At 68.8% G+C, this 17,950-nt stretch carries 16 protein-coding genes; 10 read left to right on the forward strand and 6 right to left on the reverse strand.

All coding sequences use genetic code 11. The features are described 5' to 3' along the window. Positions 1-3: 3 nt before the first annotated feature. Positions 4-741 (reverse strand): SDR family NAD(P)-dependent oxidoreductase, encoded by a 738-nt coding sequence (locus NGJ44_RS00260; RefSeq protein ID WP_053244675.1) that lies wholly within the window; start codon positions 739-741, stop codon positions 4-6. A gap of 329 nt (positions 742-1,070) precedes the next feature. Between NGJ44_RS00260 and NGJ44_RS00265 the strand changes: the two genes are divergently transcribed. From NGJ44_RS00265 to lpdA, 10 genes are all read left to right on the forward strand, one after another. Then, the gene (locus NGJ44_RS00265; protein ID WP_251862760.1) at positions 1,071-2,306 is read left to right on the forward strand and encodes a branched-chain amino acid ABC transporter substrate-binding protein; all 1,236 of its coding nucleotides are present in this window, start codon (positions 1,071-1,073) and stop codon (positions 2,304-2,306) included. 94 nt (positions 2,307-2,400) lie between these two features. Next, the gene (locus tag NGJ44_RS00270) at positions 2,401-3,342 is read left to right on the forward strand and encodes a branched-chain amino acid ABC transporter permease (RefSeq protein WP_251862761.1); all 942 of its coding nucleotides are present in this window, start codon (positions 2,401-2,403) and stop codon (positions 3,340-3,342) included. Further along, positions 3,339-4,607 carry a branched-chain amino acid ABC transporter permease gene (locus tag NGJ44_RS00275; protein ID WP_251862762.1) on the forward strand — a complete coding sequence of 423 codons (1,269 nt, stop codon included), beginning with the start codon at positions 3,339-3,341 and terminating at the stop codon, positions 4,605-4,607. Before NGJ44_RS00270 ends, NGJ44_RS00275 begins: the two co-directional genes overlap by 4 nt. After that, positions 4,604-5,356 (forward strand): ABC transporter ATP-binding protein, encoded by a 753-nt coding sequence (locus tag NGJ44_RS00280; RefSeq protein WP_053244671.1) that lies wholly within the window; start codon positions 4,604-4,606, stop codon positions 5,354-5,356. The genes NGJ44_RS00275 and NGJ44_RS00280 overlap by 4 nt, the downstream gene beginning before the upstream one ends. Continuing rightward, on the forward strand, positions 5,353-6,078 hold the full coding sequence (locus tag NGJ44_RS00285; RefSeq protein WP_053244670.1) for an ABC transporter ATP-binding protein: 726 nt from the start codon (positions 5,353-5,355) through the stop codon (positions 6,076-6,078). The genes NGJ44_RS00280 and NGJ44_RS00285 overlap by 4 nt, the downstream gene beginning before the upstream one ends. A gap of 33 nt (positions 6,079-6,111) precedes the next feature. Then, complete coding sequence (locus tag NGJ44_RS00290; RefSeq protein WP_502802091.1) at positions 6,112-6,918, forward strand: SDR family NAD(P)-dependent oxidoreductase; 807 nt, start codon at positions 6,112-6,114, stop codon at positions 6,916-6,918. 32 nt (positions 6,919-6,950) lie between these two features. Further along, the gene (locus NGJ44_RS00295; RefSeq protein WP_251862763.1) at positions 6,951-9,134 is read left to right on the forward strand and encodes an alpha-ketoacid dehydrogenase subunit alpha/beta; all 2,184 of its coding nucleotides are present in this window, start codon (positions 6,951-6,953) and stop codon (positions 9,132-9,134) included. Then, positions 9,131-9,625: a VOC family protein gene (locus NGJ44_RS00300; RefSeq protein WP_251862764.1), complete on the forward strand. Its 495-nt coding sequence runs from the start codon at positions 9,131-9,133 to the stop codon at positions 9,623-9,625. The genes NGJ44_RS00295 and NGJ44_RS00300 overlap by 4 nt, the downstream gene beginning before the upstream one ends. A gap of 11 nt (positions 9,626-9,636) precedes the next feature. After that, a complete protein-coding gene (locus tag NGJ44_RS00305) occupies positions 9,637-10,881 on the forward strand; it encodes a pyruvate dehydrogenase complex dihydrolipoamide acetyltransferase (protein WP_251862765.1) in 1,245 nt (414 codons plus the stop codon). 8 nt (positions 10,882-10,889) lie between these two features. Further along, positions 10,890-12,287, forward strand: a complete 1,398-nt coding sequence (gene lpdA / locus NGJ44_RS00310; protein ID WP_251862766.1) for a dihydrolipoyl dehydrogenase — start codon at positions 10,890-10,892, stop codon at positions 12,285-12,287. An 86-nt stretch (positions 12,288-12,373) separates the two neighbouring features. Here the strand turns inward: lpdA and NGJ44_RS00315 are convergent, their stop codons facing one another. The 5 genes from NGJ44_RS00315 to NGJ44_RS00335 form a co-directional block, all read right to left on the reverse strand. Continuing rightward, positions 12,374-13,393: a Bug family tripartite tricarboxylate transporter substrate binding protein gene (locus NGJ44_RS00315; protein ID WP_251862767.1), complete on the reverse strand. Its 1,020-nt coding sequence runs from the start codon at positions 13,391-13,393 to the stop codon at positions 12,374-12,376. Between the two features lie 160 nt (positions 13,394-13,553). Beyond that, on the reverse strand, positions 13,554-14,294 hold the full coding sequence (locus tag NGJ44_RS00320; protein ID WP_053245874.1) for an amino acid ABC transporter ATP-binding protein: 741 nt from the start codon (positions 14,292-14,294) through the stop codon (positions 13,554-13,556). A 60-nt stretch (positions 14,295-14,354) separates the two neighbouring features. Further along, on the reverse strand, positions 14,355-15,455 hold the full coding sequence (locus NGJ44_RS00325) for an amino acid ABC transporter permease (protein WP_251862768.1): 1,101 nt from the start codon (positions 15,453-15,455) through the stop codon (positions 14,355-14,357). Position 15,456: 1 nt separating this feature from the next. Continuing rightward, positions 15,457-16,647: an amino acid ABC transporter permease gene (locus NGJ44_RS00330; RefSeq protein WP_053245876.1), complete on the reverse strand. Its 1,191-nt coding sequence runs from the start codon at positions 16,645-16,647 to the stop codon at positions 15,457-15,459. A 175-nt stretch (positions 16,648-16,822) separates the two neighbouring features. Further along, positions 16,823-17,839: an amino acid ABC transporter substrate-binding protein gene (locus tag NGJ44_RS00335; protein ID WP_053245877.1), complete on the reverse strand. Its 1,017-nt coding sequence runs from the start codon at positions 17,837-17,839 to the stop codon at positions 16,823-16,825. Between the last annotated feature and the right edge of the window lie 111 nt (positions 17,840-17,950).

The raw sequence follows: 17,950 nt of genomic DNA on the forward strand, positions 1-17,950 counted from the left end.
ACTTTACGCGATATAGATGCCGCCGTTGACCTGCATGACCTCGCCGGTGACGAATCCGGCCAGCGGCGAGCACAGGAACGCGATGGCGCCGGCGATCTCCCCGGCCGTGCCGAACCGGCGCAAAGGGGTGCTTTCCAGAAGCTGGGCGCCTTTCTGGCCGATGAGGTCGCTGGTCATGGACGTGGCGATGATGCCGGGCGCCACCGCGTTCACGCGGATGGCGGGCGCCAGCTCCAGCGCCAGGCTGCGCGTAAAGCTCTGCACCGCGCCCTTGGACGCCGCATACGCCGCGTGGGCGTAGCTGCCGCGCTGCGCGGCAAGCGAAGTCATCAGCACCACCGAGCCGCCGTCGCGCAAATGGGGCTGCGCGGCGCGGCACACGTAGAAGGTGCCGTCCAGATTGACCGCCATCAGCTTGCGCCAGGCTTCGTCGCTGGTGTCCTTGACCAGTTTTTCGGGGTAGATGCCGGCGCAATGCACCAGGTGGTCCAGCCCGCCGAAGTGCGCCGCCGCCTCGGCCATGAGGCGGTCGCACGCGGCCGGATCGGCCACGTCCAGCGCGCGGGCGAGTACGCGCTGGCCGCCCGGGTCCAGCTCCGCCGCCACTTCCTGCAGGCGCGCGCCGTCGAGGTCGGCCAGCGCCAGCCGCGCGCCATGCGCGGCCATCAGTCTGGCGGCGGCCAGCCCGATTCCATTGCCCGCGCCGGTGATGGCGGCCACTTTTCCTTCGAACGAAATCACGAATGTCTCCTTGTGTCTGCGTGGCCCGCGGGCGGACCGCCGATGCCTTATTGGAACGCTGCCGGCCTTGCTTGACACGCCAAAAATGCATGCCCTATGATTTATCGGACAACTTTTTAAAGTTGACTGACAACTTGCCGGCTAGCGTAATTCACCCGGAGCGCGCAGGCAAGGCCGTCGGAAAAAAACAGGGCCCCAGGCCCGTAAGCGCAACGCGCCACCAAGGCAGGAGACAGACCGCAAGACCCGCGCCGCGCGCATGCGCGCCGCATCGGGCGTGCCTGTCCCTATCCGCCAATCAACACTTCCGCCCCACGGAGGAGACACGCATGAAACTGGGACTCACCACCGGCCTGCTCTGCCTGGCGGGCCTGGCCGCCACGGCCCAGGCCGCGCCCGTCAAGGTCGGCCTGATCGAAACGCTTTCGGGCCCGCAGGCCTCCACCGGCCTGATTTTCCGGGCCGCCGTGAAGTACGAGCTGGACCGCATCAATGCCGCCGGCGGCTGGAACGGCCAGCCGGTAGAACTGGTGGAATTCGACAACCAGGGCGGGCCGGTGGGCGCGTCCGATCGCTTCCGCGCCGCCGTGGCCGAAGGCGTGCAGGTGATCGTGCAGGGCGCCTCCTCGGCGATCTCGGGCCAGCTCACCGAAGACGTGCGCAAGCACAATCTGCGCAACCCGGGCAAGGAAGTGCTGTTCCTGAACGTGGGCGGCGAGGCGCTGGAACTCACCGGCCAGAAGTGCCACTTCTACCACTTCCGCTTCACCACCAACGCCGACCTGCGCGTCAAGGCGCTGACCGCCGTCATGTCGGCCGACGGCACGCTGGGCAAGCGCGTCTACGCCATCAACCAGAACTATTCCTGGGGCCAGGACATGGAAGGCGCCACCGAGCGCTTCGCCAAGCAGTACGGCTACGAGGTGGTGGGCAAGACCCTGCACGAGGTCAACAAGATCCAGGACTTCGCGCCCTACGTGGCCCGCATCCGCGCGGCCAGTCCCGACACCGTGGTCACGGGCAACTGGTCCAACGATCTGCTGCTCCTGATGAAAGCCACGCAGTCGGCCGGCCTGAAGGTGCGCTTTGCCACCGTGTTCCTGGACCAGGTGGGCAACCTCGCCAACGCCGGCAGCGTGGCGCTGGGGCACTACATCGCGCATCCGTACAACATCCAGGCCGCCGGCGAAGAAGGCGCGAAGTTCGCCGAAGACTACAAGGCCAAGACCGGCCATTACCCCAGCTACACCGAGCCGCAGACCGTGATCGGCATGCGCTTTCTGGGCGAGGCGCTCAAGCAGGTGCCGGCGCAAGACGGCAGGCTGCCGGTGCCGGCGCTGGCCAGGGCGCTGGAGAAGGTCCGCTACACCAACGCGCTGGGCACCTACTCCATGCGCGCCGAAGACCACCAGGTGCTGCTGCCCATGGTGGTTTCCAAGGTAAGCAAGAACGCCGAGTACAAGGCCGACGGCACGGACATGGGGTTCGAGCCCGTGAAGGTGCTGGCCGCCGCGGACGTGGCCGCGCCCGTGCAAGCGACCTGCAAGATGCAGCGGCCGCAATGACGGCATGGCCGCCGGGCGCGCCCGGCGGCCGGGGCGACCGACCCCTGACCGGCGCGGGGCCGCAACAGGGGCATGAAGGAGTTATGGAGCGGACATGGAATACTTTACCGTCTCGCTGTTGAACGGCGTGATCTACGGCCTGCTGCTGTTCATGGTGTCGGCGGGCCTGACACTGATCTTCGGGATGATGGGCGTGCTGAACTTCGCCCATGCCTCGTTCTACATGATAGGCGCTTACGCGGCCTACACCCTCGCGCCCGTCACGGGCTTCTGGGCCGCGCTGGCGCTGGCCACGCTCATCGCCGGCGTGCTGGGCATGGGCGTGGAACGCTTTTTCCTGCGCCGCGTGCACAAGTTCGGCCACGCGCAGGAGCTGCTGGTCACGTTCGGGCTGGCCTTCATCGTGGCCGAGCTCGTCAAGCTCTTCTACGGCGATTTCCCGGTGGACTACCGCGTGCCGCAGTTCCTCAATTTCGCGGCCTTCCGCGTCTTCAACGCGGACTATCCTTTTTACCGCCTGCTCATGGGCGGCGTGTCGCTGGCCATGTTCGGCGTCATCTACCTGCTGCTGTCGCGCACCCGCGTGGGCATCGTGGTGCGCTCGGCCATCTACCGCCCGCGCATGGCCGAGGCGCTGGGCCACAACGTGCCGCTGGTGTTCATGAGCGTGTTCGGCGTGGGCGCGGCGCTGGCCGGCCTGGCCGGCGCGGTGGCCGGGGCGTTCTACACCACCAACCCCAACATGGCGCTGGAGCTGGGCGTGCTGGTGTTCGTGGTCGTGGTGGTGGGCGGGCTGGGCTCGCTGGAAGGCGCCATGATCGCCTCGCTGCTCATCGGCCTGCTCAGTTCCTTTTCGGTGGGCATCGACGCCAGCCTGGCCACGCTCTTCGGCCTCTTCGGCGCGGGCGAATGGGCCGAAAGCGTGGGCGGCCTGATGACCGTGAAGACTTCCAGCCTGGCGGCCACGCTGCCCTTTCTGCTCATGCTGGTGGTGCTGATGGTCAAGCCTTCGGGCCTGAAGGGAGAACAGGCATGAGCCGGGCCCGACACGCAACCGGAATCGTCCTGCTGGCGCTGTGCGTGGCGCTGCTGTGCGCCCTGCCCTGGCTGCTGCCGGCGGGCCAGATCGTGGCGGCGGTGCAGATGCTGATCGCCGCGCTCTTTGCCTGCGCCTTCAATCTGCTCGCGGGCCAGGGCGGCATGCTGTCCTTCGGCCACGCCGCCTATTTCGGCGTGGGCACCTTCGCCACCATCCACGCCATGAACGCGCTGGGCGGCGCGGGCCTGCTGCCCACGCCCCTGATGCCGCTGGCCGGCGGCGCGGCCGGCCTGGTGTTCGGCCTGCTGGCGGGTTGGTTCGCCACCATGCGCTCCGGGGTGTACTTCTCGATGATCACGCTGGCGCTGGCCGAGCTGCTGCATGCCCTGGCGCCTCACCTGAAGAGCGTGTTCGGCGGCGAGGCGGGACTGTCCGCCATGCGCATGCCGGCCTGGGGCTTCGGCTTCGGCTCGGACACGGAAGTGTATTTCCTGGTGCTGGCCTGGGTGCTGGCCTCGCTGGCCGCGCTGTACGGCCTGACGCGCACGCCGCTGGGGCGGCTCACGCTCGGGCTGCGCGAAAACGCCCACCGCCTGCGTTACCTGGGCTACCGCCCCCATACCCTCAAGACGCTGGTGTTCGCGCTGTCGGCCATGTTCGCCGGCATCGCGGGCGGGCTGCAGGCGCTGAACATCGAGGCCGGCAACTACGTGCTGTTCGACGTCAAGCTGTCCACCGACGCCGTGCTGTTCGCCTACATCGGCGGGGTCAATGCCTTCCTGGGGCCGGTGCTGGGCGCGTCGGTGCTGACTTTCCTGTCGCAGACGCTGGCCGACATCACACGCTCGTGGCTGCTGTACCAGGGCATCCTGTTCGTGCTGGTGATGCTCTTCGTGCCCGACGGCCTGGTGGGGCTGGTGCAGCGCGCCGCCCGCTCGCTGCGCGAGCGCGGCCTGGCCGACTGGCTGCCGCGCGCGGCTGTCTCGGCGGCGGCGGGCCTGCTGCTGGCGGCGGCCACGGTGTTCACGGTGGAAATGCTGCAGCGCATTTTCGCGCGCGACTACCGCTCGCTGCTCGCCATGAACCCCGACGCCGCCTGGCCGGCCATTCCGCTTTTCGGCAGCGAATGGGCGCCGCGAGCCGTCTCGACCTGGCTGTGGCCGCTGGCGCTCTTCCTCCTGGGGCTGGCTGCCTGCCGCTGGGCGTCCGCGCTCTGGCGCGCCGAGCCCGGCCCCGCCCGCAAGCTGGAGACGGCGCAATGACTCACGACATTCTCACCCTGACCGACGTGCGCAAGTCCTTCGGCGACGCGCAGATCATCCGCGGCGTGAACCTGAGCGTGCATGCCGGCGAGCGCCACGCCGTCATCGGCCCCAACGGCGCGGGCAAGTCCACGCTGTTCCACCTGATGTCGGGCTCGTTCGCGCCCACCTCGGGCCGCATCGAACTGCGCGGCCGCGCCATCGGCGGCCTGCCGCCCGAGCGCATCAACCGCCAGGGCCTGGCGCGCTCGTTCCAGATCACCAACGTCTTCCCGCGCCTGTCGGTGCATGAGAACCTGCGCCTGGCCGTGCTGCGCATGCACGGACGGGTCTATGACTTCTGGCGTCCGGTGGCGCGCAACCGGGCCGTGAACGAGGACGTGGACCGCCTGCTGGAGAAAGTGCGCCTGGCCGCCAGGCGCGACACCGCCGCCGGCGATCTCAACTACTCCGAGCAGCGCTCGCTGGAAATCGGCATGACGCTGGCCTCGCGCCCCAAGGTGATCCTGCTGGACGAACCCATGGCCGGCATGTCCCAGCACGAAGTGGACTACACCGTGGCGCTCATCAAGGAAGTGACGCGCGACTGCACCCTGCTCATCGTGGAGCACGACATGCAAGTGGTGTTTTCGCTGGCCGACCGCATCAGCGTGCTGGTCTACGGCGAAATCCTCGCCACCGGCACGCCCGCCGAGATCCGCGCCGACGCGCGGGTGCGCGAGGCCTACCTGGGAGAGGAAACAATATGAGCGCGCAAGACAGCACGCCCCTGCTCACGCTGCAAGGCGTCCACGCCCACTATGGCAAAAGCCACATCCTGCACGGCATCGACCTGTCGGTGGGCCGCGGCGAGGTGGTCAGCCTGCTGGGCCGCAACGGCGCGGGCCGCTCCACCACCATGAAAAGCATCATGGGGCTGGTGGACGTCACCGCCGGGCGCATCGCCATGCAAGGGCGCGACATCACCAACAGACGTCCCTTCGAGATCGCCCGGGCCGGCCTGGGCTTCGTGCCCGAGGAGCGCGAGGTGTTCGCCAACCTGACGGTGGACGAAAACCTGCGCATGGGCATGCAGCCCGCGCGCTCCGACGCGCCGGCCTGGACGGTGGATCAGATGTTCGATTATTTCCCGCGCCTGAAAGAGCGCCGCGCCACGCGCGCGGGCAATCTGTCCGGCGGCGAGCAGCAGATGCTCACTATGTGCCGCTCGCTGCTGGGCAATCCCAAGGTCATGCTGATCGACGAGCCCACCGAGGGGCTGGCGCCCAAGATCGTCGAAGTGATCGCCGACGTGATCCGCGACATCCACCGTCGCGGCGTGTCGGTGGTGCTGGTGGAGCAGAAGCTGACCATCGCCCTCAAGGTGTCCACGCGCGTAAGCGTGATGGGGCACGGCCGCATCGTTTTCGAGGGCCCGCCGCCGGCGCTGCAGGAGCGCCAGGACGTGGTCCAGGAATGGCTGGCGGTCTGAGCGCCGACCGCATCTCAACAAGAGGCTATCAACGTGCACAAGATCGACGCCGCCCCGGCGGATTCCGGAGTCAGGCATACCGACCTGGTCGGCAAATCGGTGATGGTGACGGGCGGCGCCCGGGGCATAGGCCTGGCCACCGCCCGGGCCTATGCGCGCCAGGGAGCGCGCGTGGCCCTGCTGGACCTGGACGAGGACGCCCTGCGCAGCGCTGTCGCCGGCATCGCCGCGCAGGGCGGACAGGCCCTGGCCTGCCCGGCGTCCGTCACCGACGCCGATGCGGTGGAGCGGGCCTTTGCCCAGGCCGAGGCCGCGTTCGGCGGCCTCGACGTGCTGGTCAACAATGCCGGCGTCTCCGCCAACAAGCCCACGCTGGAGGTGACGGTGGACGAATGGCGGCGCGCCGTGGACATCAATCTCACCGGCGTGTTCCTGTGCGCGCAGGCGGCCGGGCGGCGCATGGTGCCGCGCGGCGCGGGCTGCATCATCAACCTGGCTTCCATGTACGGCGTGGTGGCCGCGCCCGACCGCGCCGCCTACTGCGCCACCAAGGGCGCGGTGGTGCTGCTGACCGAAACCCTGGCGGTCGAATGGGGGCCGGCGGGCGTGCGCGTCAATGCGCTCGCGCCCGGCTATGTGGAAACCGACCTGGTGCGCGACTTGGCCGCGCGCGGCCGGCTCGACCCCGAACGCCTGCGGCAGCGCACGCCGCTGCGCCGCCTGGCCCAGCCCGGCGAGATGGCCGAACTGGCCGTTTTCCTGGGTTCGCGCCAGGCCGCCTACATCAACGGACACACCCTGGTGGCCGACGGCGGCTGGAGCCGCTACTGCTACCTCTGAACCCACCCGCGACACATTCTGGAGACCGACTCATGGCCACCCACCACCCGCTTGCGCCGCAGGCGCCCTGGCGGCAACTGACGGCAGACGCGCAGGACTGGCAGCAGGCCGACCCGGCGCTGCTGGCCACCATGCTGACCCAACTGCACTGGATCCGCGCATTCGAGGAAACCGTGCTCGAACTGGCCGCCGAAGGGCTGGTGCACGGCCCTGCGCATTCTTCCATCGGCCAGGAAGGCGGCGCCGTGGGCTCGGTGCTGGCCCTGGGCCCGGGCGACCAGGTCAACGGCTCGCACCGCGGCCACCACCAGTTCCTGGCCAAGGCCCTGCAGCACGCGGCGCCCGGCGGCCTGGACCCCGCCGACCCGCTCACGCCCGCCATCGACGAGGTGCTGCAGCGCACGCTGGCCGAGATCATGGGACTGGCGCAGGGCTACTGCCGGGGCCGCGGCGGCTCCATGCACCTGCGCTGGCTGGAGGCCGGCGCGCTGGGCACCAACGCCATCGTGGGCGGCGGCGTGCCGCTGGCGGCCGGCGCGGCCTGGGCGCACCGGCACGCCGGCACCGACCGCGTGGCCGTCACCTACTTCGGCGACGGCGCGGTGAACATCGGCTCCGTGCTCGAAACCATGAACCTGGCCGCGGCCTGGAAACTTCCGCTGTGCTTCTTCATCGAGAACAACCGCTACGCGGTCTCGACCACCGTGGAGGAATCCACCGCCGAGCCGCGCCTGTCGGCCCGCGGCCTGGGTTTCGGCATCCCGTCCTGGCAGGTGGACGGCATGGATCCGCTGGCCGTGCACCTGGCCATGTCGGAAGCGGTGGCGCACATGCGCGCCGGCAACGGCCCCGTCATCGTGGAAGCCGACGTGTACCGCTATTTCCACCAGAACGGCCCCTTCCCCGGCAGCGCCTTCGGCTACCGCAGCAAGGAAGAGGAGGCGCAGTGGCGCCGCCGCGATCCGCTGGACCGCCTGGCGGCCGAAATGACCGCGCGCGGCCTGATCGCGCAGGCCGGCGTGGACGCGCTGCGCCAGCGCTGCAAGGAGGCGATGAAAGACATCGCCGGCCGCCTGACCGAGGCCGGCGACGGCGGCAAGCGCCGCGTGCGCGCCGACCTCTGGCCGCGCCCGGACTTCCGCGACGTGGGCCTGCGCAGCGACGGCTCGGAACTGCAGGGCCTGCGCTACCAGGAAACGGACGACTACGGCGGTCCGCGCGTCGAGCGCAAGTTCGTCGACGCCGTGGCCGACGTGCTGGACCGCCGCATGGAAACCGATCCGGGCGTGGTGGTGCTGGGCGAGGACGTGCACCGCCTCAAGGGCGGCACCAACGGCGCCACGCGCGGCCTGAAGGACAAGTACCCCGACCGCGTGCTGGGCACGCCCATTTCCGAGAACGCCTTCGCCGGCCTGGGCGGCGGGCTGGCCATGGACGGCCGCTACCGGCCGGTGGTGGAGTTCATGTACCCCGACTTCATGTGGGTGGCGGCCGACCAGGTTTTCAATCAGATCGGCAAGGCCCGCCACATGTTCGGCGGCGACATAGACGTGCCCTTCGTGCTGCGCACCAAGGTCGCCATGGGCACCGGCTACGGCTCGCAGCACTCCATGGACCCGGCCGGCATTTTCGCCACCGCGCCCGGCTGGCGCATCGTGGCGCCGTCCACGCCCTACGACTACGTCGGCCTCATGAACACGGCGCTGGCGTCCAAGGATCCGGTGCTGGTCATCGAGCACGTGGACCTGTATGCGTCTTCCGGCGAAGTGCCCGAGGCCGACCTCGACTACTGCATCCCCTTCGGCAAGGCGCGCGTGCGCCGCGCGGGCGGCAAGGTCACGGTGCTGACCTATCTCTCGATGGTGAGCCGCGCGCTCCAGGCGGCCGAGCAGGCCGGCGTGGACGCCGAGGTGATCGACCTGCGCACGCTGGACCGCGCCAGCCTGGACTGGGACACCATAGGCGCCAGCATCCGCAAGACCAACAACGTCCTCATCGTGGAGCAGGGCGCGCGCGGCACCTCTTACGGCGCCATGCTGGCCGACGAGATCCAGCGCCGCTACTTCGACTGGCTGGACCAGCCCGTCAAGCGCGTCACCGGCGGCGAAGCCTCGCCCAGCATCTCCAAGGTGCTGGAGCGCGCGGCCTTCGCCGACACCGGGGAAATCGTCGCCGGCCTGCAAGACGTGCTGGCCGACCTGGGAGAACGGACATGAGCGAACCGCTGCTGTCCATGGCCGTACCCATGGAAGTGGGCATCTGCTGCGCCGACCTGGACGCGCAACTAGCCTTCTACACCGGCGTACTGGGCCTGGCGCTGGTCAACCGCGTGACGGTGCCGCCGGCCAAGGCGGCCGCCACCGGCCTGAGCCCGCACGGCTACGACGTGGCGCGCCTGCAGACTTCCTACGGCGAGCGCATCAAGCTGCTGCAGCCGCACGCCGCGCCGCAGGCGCGCGAGCGCGGCGGCGCCATCCTCGACCGCCAGGGCTCGGCGTACCTTACCTTCATCGTGCGCGGCCTGCCCGGCGTGGTGCGCGCGCTGCGGGCGCGCGGCGTGCGCTTCGACAGCCAGCCCGCCCCGATGGAAGTGCGGCCCGGCACCTGGCTGGCCTTCTTCCGCGACCCCGAGGGCAATGTCCTGGAGCTCGTGGAGTACGACGACCCCGCCGGCTACCGACCCGACCTGGCGAGCCAGGCTGAATAGGAAAGAACATCGTGGCATCCCTGATCAAACTCCCCGCCGTGGCCGCCGACGCGACCGGCGGCACGCTGCACCAATGGCTCAAGCAGGAAGGCGACGCGGTCGCCGCGGGCGAGGCCATTGCCGAAGTCGAAACCGAAAAAGCCATCGTGGAGATCAACGCCGAGCAGGCCGGCGTGCTGGGCCGCATCGTGGTGCCCGCCGGCACGGCCTCGGTCGCGGTGAACACCGTGCTGGGCGTGCTGCTGGCCGAAGGCGAAGATGCCGGGGCCATCGACCGCGCGCTGGCCCAGGCCGGCGCGGGCGCGGCGGCAGCCCCCGCGCAAGCCGCCCGTGCGCAAGACGGCGAGCCGCCAGCGCCCCCGGCCAGCCCGCAGGCGGCCTCCGGCGCGCCGGCCGGCCGCCGCTTCGCCAGTCCGCTGGCGCGGCGGCTGGCGGCGCAGTGGCAGGTGGATCTCGCCGGCGTGAAAGGCTCGGGCCCGCGCGGGCGCATCCTGCGCCGCGACGTGCAAGCCGCGCGCGGCAGCGCGGCGCCTGCCTCCCCGGCCGCGCCTGCCGCCACGGCCGCATCCCCGCGCGCGGGCCGGCGCGTGCCGCACACCGGCATGCGCCGCGCCATCGCCCGCCGCCTCAGCGAAAGCAAGCAGCAGGTGCCGCACTTCTACCTCACGGTGGACTGCCGCATGGATGCGCTGCTGGCCCTGCGCGCACAGGCGAACCAGGGCGTCGCCGTGAAAATTTCGGTCAACGACTTCATCGTGCGCGCCGCCGCCCTGGCGCTGCGCGCGGTCCCGGAAGTCAACGCCTGCTGGCAGGAAGACGCCATCGCGTTCCACGAGGCCGCCGACATCTCGGTGGCCGTGGCCACCGAGGGCGGCCTGGTCACGCCCATCGTGCGCGACGCGGACCGCAAGCCGCTCTCGGCCATCGCGGACGAGATCGCCGAACTGGCCGCGCGCGCCAGAATCAACCGCCTCAGGCCCGAGGAGTTCAGCGGCGGTTCGCTCACGGTGAGCAACCTGGGCATGTACGGCATCCGGCAGTTCGCCGCCATCGTCAATCCGCCGCAGGCCGCCATCCTGGCGGTGGGCGCGGCCGAGCGGCGCGCCGTGGTGGACGAGGACGGCGGCATCGTGGCGGCCTCGGTGATGACGGCCACCCTCTCGGCGGATCACCGCGTGGTGGACGGCGCGGTCGGTGCGCGCTGGCTGGCAGCCTTCCGCGCGCTGATCGAAAACCCCGTGCGCATCCTGGTGTGAGCCGCCCCATGTCCAAGACCGAATTCGATCTGGCCGTCGTGGGCGGCGGCCCCGGCGGTTACGTGGCCGCCCTCCGCGCCGCGCAGCTCGGCATGTCCGTGGCGCTGGTGGAACGCGCCGAGCTGGGCGGCATCTGCCTGAACTGGGGCTGCATTCCCACCAAGGCCCTGCTGCATAGCGCCGCCGTGCTGCGCGCCTGCCGCGAAGCCTCGGGCTACGGCGTGACGGGCGCGGACGCGGCCCGGCCCGACCTGGCGGCCATGGTGGCGCGCTCGCGCGCGGTGGCGGGCCGGCTGGGCCAGGGTGTGGCCCACCTCATGAAAAAGAACGGAATCGCCGTGTTCCGGGCCAGCGCGCGCCTGGACGGCGCCGGCCGGCTGGCGCTGGATGCCGGCCCCGCGCTGTCCGCCTCGCACATCGTGCTGGCCACGGGCGCCCGTGCGCGCGAACTGCCCGCGCTGCCGGCGGGCGAGCGCATCTGGTACTACCGCCAGGCGCTCGCGCCCGACATCCAGCCGCGCTCGCTGCTGGTGGTGGGCGCGGGCGCCATCGGCGTGGAGTTCGCCAGCTTCTACCGCGCGCTGGGCGTCGACGTCACGCTCATCGACATGACGCCGGAGATCCTGCCCCAGGAAGACGCGGAAATCGCCGCGCTGGCGCGCAAGTCTTTCGAGAAACAGGGCATCCGCGTCCTGACAGGATGCGCGGTGGCCTCGTCCTCGCCCTCGCACGACGGCGTGCGGGTCGTGCTGCGGCAACAGGGCCGGCAGCGCGAGCTGGAAACGCACCGCGTTATCGTGGCCGCCGGCATCGTGGGCAATGTGGAGAACCTGGGGCTGGAAACCACGCGGGTCAGGGTCGGGCAAACGCACATCATGACCGACGGCCTGTGCCGCACGGACGAGCCGGGCGTCTATGCCATCGGCGACGTGGCGGGCGCCCCCTGGCTGGCGCACAAAGCCAGCCATGAGGGCGTGCTGTGCGTGGAGGCCATCGCGGGCATGCCGGCGCATCCGCTGGACCCGCTGCGCATTCCCGCCTGCACATACTCGCATCCGCAGGTGGCCAGCATCGGCATGACCGAGGCGCGCGCGCGCGAGCACGCCGCCCGCACGGGCGCGGAAATCCGGGTGGGGAGATTCGGTTTCGCGGGCAACGGCAAGGCCATCGCCATGGGCGAAGACCAGGGCCTGGTCAAGACCGTATTCGATGCGAACTCGGGCGAGCTGCTGGGCGCGCACATCGTGCACCCCGAGGCGTCCGAACTCATCACGGGTTACGGCGTGGCGTCCGCGCTGGAAGCCACCGAAGAAGACCTGATGCACACCGTATTCGCGCACCCGACGCTGTCGGAAACGCTGCACGAATCGGTGCTGGCGGCCTTCGGCCGCGCGCTGCACGCCTAGCCGCGCGGGACCGCTCCGGGCGCGGCGGCGTCGCGCTCGCGCCGGAGCCTGCCAGCCGGGGCGGCGCGCCGCCCCGCCGGCGCGTCTCAGTTCAGGCTGGCGCCGGAGATCTTGACGATCTCCTGGTACTTGGTCATTTCGTTCTTGACGAAGGCGGCGAAGGCTTCGGGCGTCATTGGCGCCGCTTCGGAGCCCATGGTGAGCAGGCGCTGCTTCACGTCGGGCTGGCGCATGGCGTCGGCGTAGGCTTTGTTGAGCTTGGCCACCACCGGCGCGGGCGTGCCGCCGGTGGTGAACACGCCGAACCAGGTGCCCAGATCGAAGCCCTTCACGCCCGACTCTTCGACGGTGGGCACCTCGGGCAGCAGCGAAGACCGCCCGGCCGTGGTGACGGCCAGCGCCTTGACCTTGCCGTCCTTGATCAGGGGCGCCGAGGCGGCCAGGTTGTCGAACATGAAATCGGACTGGCCGGCCAGCAGGGCCAGTTGCGCGGGCGCGGCGCCCTGGTAGGGAATGTGCTCGACCTTGATGCCGGCGCGCGCCTTGAGCAGCTCGCCCGACAGGTGGCCGGCGCTGCCGTTGCCGCCCGAGCCGTAGTTCAGCTTGCCCGGGTTCTTCTTCGCGTAGGCGATGAGATCGGCCAGCTTGGCGATGTTGTTCTTCTCAGCGAATTCCTTGTTCACCACCAGCACGTTGGGCACCGACGCCACGATGGTGACCGGCGCGAAATCCTTGACCGGGTCATAGGGCAGGTTGGCGAACAGCCAGGGGTTGATGGCGTGCGTGGCCACCGCGCCCATCACCAGGGTGTAGCCGTCGGCCGGGGCCTTGGCCACCAGGTCGGCGCCGATGTTGCCGCCCGCGCCGGCCCGGTTCTCCACGATGACCGGCTGGCCCAGCGAGCCCCGCACCTTCTCGGCCAGCATGCGGGCCATCGTATCCAGCGGGCCGCCGGGCGGATAAGGCACGACGAAGCGCAGCGGCTTGGTCGGAAAATCGGCGCCCTGGGCCAGCGCGGGCGCGCCGGCGGACAGGGTGGTGGCGGCCAGCGCCACCGCGCCGGCAAGCAGGGCGCGGCGCGCGGCGCCGCGGCGGGATTGCATCATGGTCTTCTCCTCGCTTCGATGTGGATGGTCGGCACGTAGCATACCGCAGCGAGGCAACCGTAGTAACAAAGAGAAACGCCCGCCGGACCGCCCTGATCGTGCGATCCAGCAAAAGCCCCCCGGCAGAGGCGCCGCAGGCGCTTCCGGGGGGGCTTATCCCTCAGTGCAGGATCTGGCTCAGGAACAGCTTGGTGCGGTCGTTCTGCGGATTGTCGAAGAACGCGTCCGGCGTGTTCTGTTCGATGATCTCGCCGCGATCCATGAAGATGACGCGGTTGGCCACCTTGCGCGCAAAGCCCATTTCGTGGGTCACGCACAGCATGGTCATGCCGCTCTCCTGGGCCAGGTTCACCATCACGTCCAGCACTTCCTTCACCATTTCCGGGTCGAGCGCGCTGGTGGGCTCGTCGAACAGCATGATCTTGGGGCTCATGCACAGCGAGCGGGCGATCGCCACGCGCTGCTGCTGGCCGCCGGAAAGCTGTCCGGGGTATTTCTGGGCCTGGTCCGGAATGCGCACGCGCTCCAGGTATTTCATGGCCGTGGCCTCGGCCTCGGCGCGCGGCTTCTTCAAGACCCACATGGGTCCCAGCGTCAGGTTCTCCAGCACCGTGAGGTGCGGGAACAGGTTGAAGTGCTGGAACACCATGCCCACGTCCTTGCGGATGGTTTCGATGTGCTTGAGGTCGTTGGTGAGCTCGGTGCCGTCGACGATGATGTGGCCCTGCTGGTGCTCTTCGAGCCGGTTGATGCAGCGGATCATGGTGGACTTGCCGGAACCCGACGGGCCGCAGATCACGATCCGCTCGCCCGGCGCCACGTCCAGGTTGATGTTGCGCAACACGTGGAACTGGCCGTACCACTTGTTCACGTTCTGCATGCGAATGATGGCATCGGACATGCCTGTACTCCCATTAGTATCGCTGGGCGCGCCCGCCGCAAACGGCGGGCGCGCGGGTTTCTAGCGCGAGTGGCCGGTTTGGAGGCGCCGTTCGAGCGCCTGGCTGTATTTGGACATCGAGAAGCAGAACACGAAGTAGATAAGCGAAATGAATATGTACGCTTCCACGCCGAATCCGCGCCACGCCGCGTCCGACAAGGCTGCCTTGGCCGCCAGGGTGAGATCGAAGATGCCGATGATCACCACCAGCGAGGTGTCCTTGAACAGGGAAATGAAAATGCTGACCAGCGGCGGAATCACGATCTTCAGCGCCTGCGGCAGGATGATCTTGCGCATCTGCTGCCAGTAGGTCAGGCCCAGCGAATCCGCGCCTTCGTACTGCCCCTTCGGAATGGCCTGCAGGCCGCCGCGCACGGTTTCCGCGATGTAGGCCGCGGCGAACATGATGATGGCGATCTGCGCGCGCAGCAGCTTGTCGATCGAGAAGCCTTCCGGCAGGAAAAGCGGCAGCATCACCGACGACATGAACAGCAGGCTGATGAGCGGCACGCCGCGGATCAGCTCGATGTACACCACGCACAGCGCCTTGATCGCCGGCATCTTCGAGCGCCGGCCCAGCGCCAGCAGCACGCCGAACGGAAAGGCGAAGGCGATGCCGAACGTGGAGAGAATGAGCGTGAGCGGCAGGCCGCCCCAGCGCGCGTTCTCCACGTAGTCCAGGCCCAGGACGCCGCCCCACATCAGCACGGCCACGGCAATGAGCCCCACCGTCCAGATGATGGCCAGGCCCCAGTTCCAGAACCGCCGGACGCCGCTGCAGACGATGACGGCCACCAGGATGATGGTGGCCAGCAACGGCCGCCACTGCTCGTCGTACGGATAGGTGCCGAAGAGGATCAGCCGGTGTTTCTCGGCGATGAAGGCCCAGCACGCGCCCGCCGACTGGCGGCATTCCTGCGCATTGGTGGCGGTGAAATTGGCCTGGATGAAGGCCCATTCCACCAGCGCCGGAACCGCCATGAGCAGGAACCAGGCAACCAGCACCGTGATGATGATGTTCAGCGGCGAGGAAAACAGGCGCGACTTCAGCCAGGCCCACAGGCCGGTGTGCGAGCTGGGCGGCGGCAGACCCTCGCTGGGGATACGCGTAGTACTGCTCATGTCAACGCTCCACCAGCGCGATGCGCTTGTTGTACCAGTTCATGAAGATCGAGATCGACAGGCTGACCGTCAGGTAGGCCGCCATGATGATGAGAATGCCCTCGATGGCCTGGCCGGTCTGGTTCAGGGTGGTGTTCACCACGGACACGATGTCCGGGTAACCGATGGCCACGGCCAGCGAGCTGTTCTTGGTCAGGTTGAGGTACTGGCTCGTCATGGGCGGGATGATGACGCGCAGCGCCTGCGGCAGCACCACCAGGCGCAGCACCTGCTTGCGGCGCAGCCCCAGCGAGCCGGCGGCCTCCCATTGGCCCATGTTCACGGCCTGGATGCCGGAACGCACGACTTCGGCGATGAAGGCCGAGGTGTAGATCACCAGGCCCGCCAGCAGCGCCGCGAACTCCGGCGACAGCGTCAGGCCGCCCACGAAATTGAAGCCCTTGAGCTCCGGCATGTTGAGCGTGAGCGAGGCGCCGCTCACGAGCCAGCCGATCACGGGCAGTGCAATCAGCAGGCCGATGGCCACGCGCCCCAGCGGAAACACCTGGCCGGTGGCTTCCTGCCGCTTCCTGCCCCAATGGCCCAGGACCAGGATGGCCACGATCGCCAGCCCCAGTCCGCCCAGGATCCAGTCCAGCGAATGGCCTTCCAGCCCGGGCACCTTGAGGCCGCGGTTGGAAATGAACACGCCCGGCAGCGGATTGCGCGCCTGGCGCGGGCCCGGCATGTTCTCGGTGATGAGGGCATACCAGAAGAAGAGCTGCAGCAGCAGCGGAATGTTGCGCATGACCTCGACATAGATCGAGGCCATCTTGGCCACCAGCCAGTTCTTCGACAGCCGGGCGATGCCGATCAGCGTGCCCAGCAGCGTGGCCAGCACGATACCCAGCACCGCGACGCGCAGCGTGTTGAGCAGGCCCACCACGATGGCTCGGCCGTAGGTGTCTGCGGGGGTGTATGAAATCGGGGTTTCGCCGATCGCGAAGCCCGCCTCGCGCCCCAGGAAACCGAAGCCCGTGGCGATGTTGCGCACCGCCAGGTTGTGCAGCGTGTTGGAAACCAGGAACCAGACGGCCAGCGCGACCAGCGCCAGGGCCACCACCTGGTAGACCACGGCGCGCACGCCGGGATCGTTCCAGTTCAGACGCCGCGGGGGAGCCGGGATAGGGGCGTTTTTGTTGGAAGTCGTCATCGGATGCATCTACAGAAGTCGGACACCGGGCGGCAAAACCGGAAAGAGCCATCCCGCCCGCTCCTGCCGCCCGCGCACGGCGGGTCGGACAGAGCCCCCGGCGCGACCCAGGGCCGCGTTGGGGGCTCCATGCAAAACGGACCGCGGGGGTCCGTTCTGCATGGCGGGACCGGGATCAGCGCACCGGCCAGCCGTACATCAGGCCACCTTGCTTGTACGAGGCGTTCAGGCCCCGATCCAGCTTCATGGCGCTGCTCTTGCCCAGCGTGGCTTCAAAGCTTTCGCCATAGTTGCCCACCTGCTTGATGATGTTGTAGGCCCACTTGTCGTCCACGCCCAGGTTCTTGCCCATGCCGGGCGTCACGCCCAGGATGCGCTGGATGTTGGGATTGGTGCTCTTGGTCATTTCGTCCACGTTCTTGGACGTAATGCCGTATTCCTCGGCCTCGAGCATGGCGTTGAGCGACCAGCGCACCACGTTGAACCACTGCTCGTCGCCCTGGCGCACCATGGGGCCCAGCGGCTCCTTGGAGAAGTCTTCCGGCAGAATGACGTACTTGTCCGGATTTTCGAGCGTCGTGCGGGTGGACGCAAGCTGCGACTTGTCGGTGGTGAAGGCGTCGCAGCGGCCGGCCGAGAAGGCGCGCACGATTTCGTCGTATTTGTCGATCACGACGGGCTTGAATTCGATCTTCTGGCCGCGGAACCAGTCGGCGAGGTTGAGCTCGGTGGTGGTGCCGGGCTGCACGCAGATGGTGGCGCCGTTCAGTTCCTTGGCGCTCTTGACGCCCAGGTCCTTGGACACCATGACGCCCTGGCTGTCGTAGTAGTTGACGCCCACGCCGATCAGGCCCAGCGTGGTGTCGCGGGTGAGCGTGACGGTGGTGTTGCGGGTAAGCACGTCCACTTCGCCGGACTGCAGCGCGGTGAACCGCTGCTGCGTGTTCAGCGGCGTGACCTTGAACTTGGAAGCGTCGCCGAACATGGTGGTGGCGATGGCGCGGCACAGGTCCACGTCCAGGCCCTTCCATTGGCCCTTGCTGTCAGCAATGGAGAAACCCGGGATGCCCGTCGACACGCCGCACTGGACAAACCCTTTCTTCTTGACGCTGTCGAAGGTGGCACCCGCATTGGCGGCCGCGGAAACAGCGAACAGAGCGGCGCCGATCGCGGCGAGTTTCAGTACTTTCATTGTGATCTCCGTATAGGATGAAGCAATCAGTACGCGGGCCGGGTAGGCTGCACGCATGGGGCGGATGGTAGCGTCCACGCCGCAGACGGCGCATCCGGGAATTCCCTCGAA

Source organism: Achromobacter sp. Marseille-Q4962 (assembly GCF_943737005.1).
GTDB lineage: Bacteria > Pseudomonadota > Gammaproteobacteria > Burkholderiales > Burkholderiaceae_B > Achromobacter.

What these genes read in the sequence shown, in the direction of transcription:
- NGJ44_RS00265 (WP_251862760.1), top strand. Translation starts at nt 1,071, where the DNA reads ATGAAACTGGGACTCACCACCGGCCTGCTCTGCCTGGCGGGCCTGGCC.
- NGJ44_RS00270 (WP_251862761.1), top strand. Translation starts at nt 2,401, where the DNA reads ATGGAATACTTTACCGTCTCGCTGTTGAACGGCGTGATCTACGGCCTG.
- NGJ44_RS00275 (WP_251862762.1), top strand. Translation starts at nt 3,339, where the DNA reads ATGAGCCGGGCCCGACACGCAACCGGAATCGTCCTGCTGGCGCTGTGC.
- NGJ44_RS00280 (WP_053244671.1), top strand. Translation starts at nt 4,604, where the DNA reads ATGACTCACGACATTCTCACCCTGACCGACGTGCGCAAGTCCTTCGGC.
- NGJ44_RS00285 (WP_053244670.1), top strand. Translation starts at nt 5,353, where the DNA reads ATGAGCGCGCAAGACAGCACGCCCCTGCTCACGCTGCAAGGCGTCCAC.
- NGJ44_RS00295 (WP_251862763.1), top strand. Translation starts at nt 6,951, where the DNA reads ATGGCCACCCACCACCCGCTTGCGCCGCAGGCGCCCTGGCGGCAACTG.
- NGJ44_RS00300 (WP_251862764.1), top strand. Translation starts at nt 9,131, where the DNA reads ATGAGCGAACCGCTGCTGTCCATGGCCGTACCCATGGAAGTGGGCATC.
- lpdA (WP_251862766.1), top strand. Translation starts at nt 10,890, where the DNA reads ATGTCCAAGACCGAATTCGATCTGGCCGTCGTGGGCGGCGGCCCCGGC.
- NGJ44_RS00315 (WP_251862767.1), bottom strand. Translation starts at nt 13,393, where the DNA reads ATGATGCAATCCCGCCGCGGCGCCGCGCGCCGCGCCCTGCTTGCCGGC.
- NGJ44_RS00320 (WP_053245874.1), bottom strand. Translation starts at nt 14,294, where the DNA reads ATGTCCGATGCCATCATTCGCATGCAGAACGTGAACAAGTGGTACGGC.
- NGJ44_RS00325 (WP_251862768.1), bottom strand. Translation starts at nt 15,455, where the DNA reads ATGAGCAGTACTACGCGTATCCCCAGCGAGGGTCTGCCGCCGCCCAGC.
- NGJ44_RS00330 (WP_053245876.1), bottom strand. Translation starts at nt 16,647, where the DNA reads ATGACGACTTCCAACAAAAACGCCCCTATCCCGGCTCCCCCGCGGCGT.
- NGJ44_RS00335 (WP_053245877.1), bottom strand. Translation starts at nt 17,839, where the DNA reads ATGAAAGTACTGAAACTCGCCGCGATCGGCGCCGCTCTGTTCGCTGTT.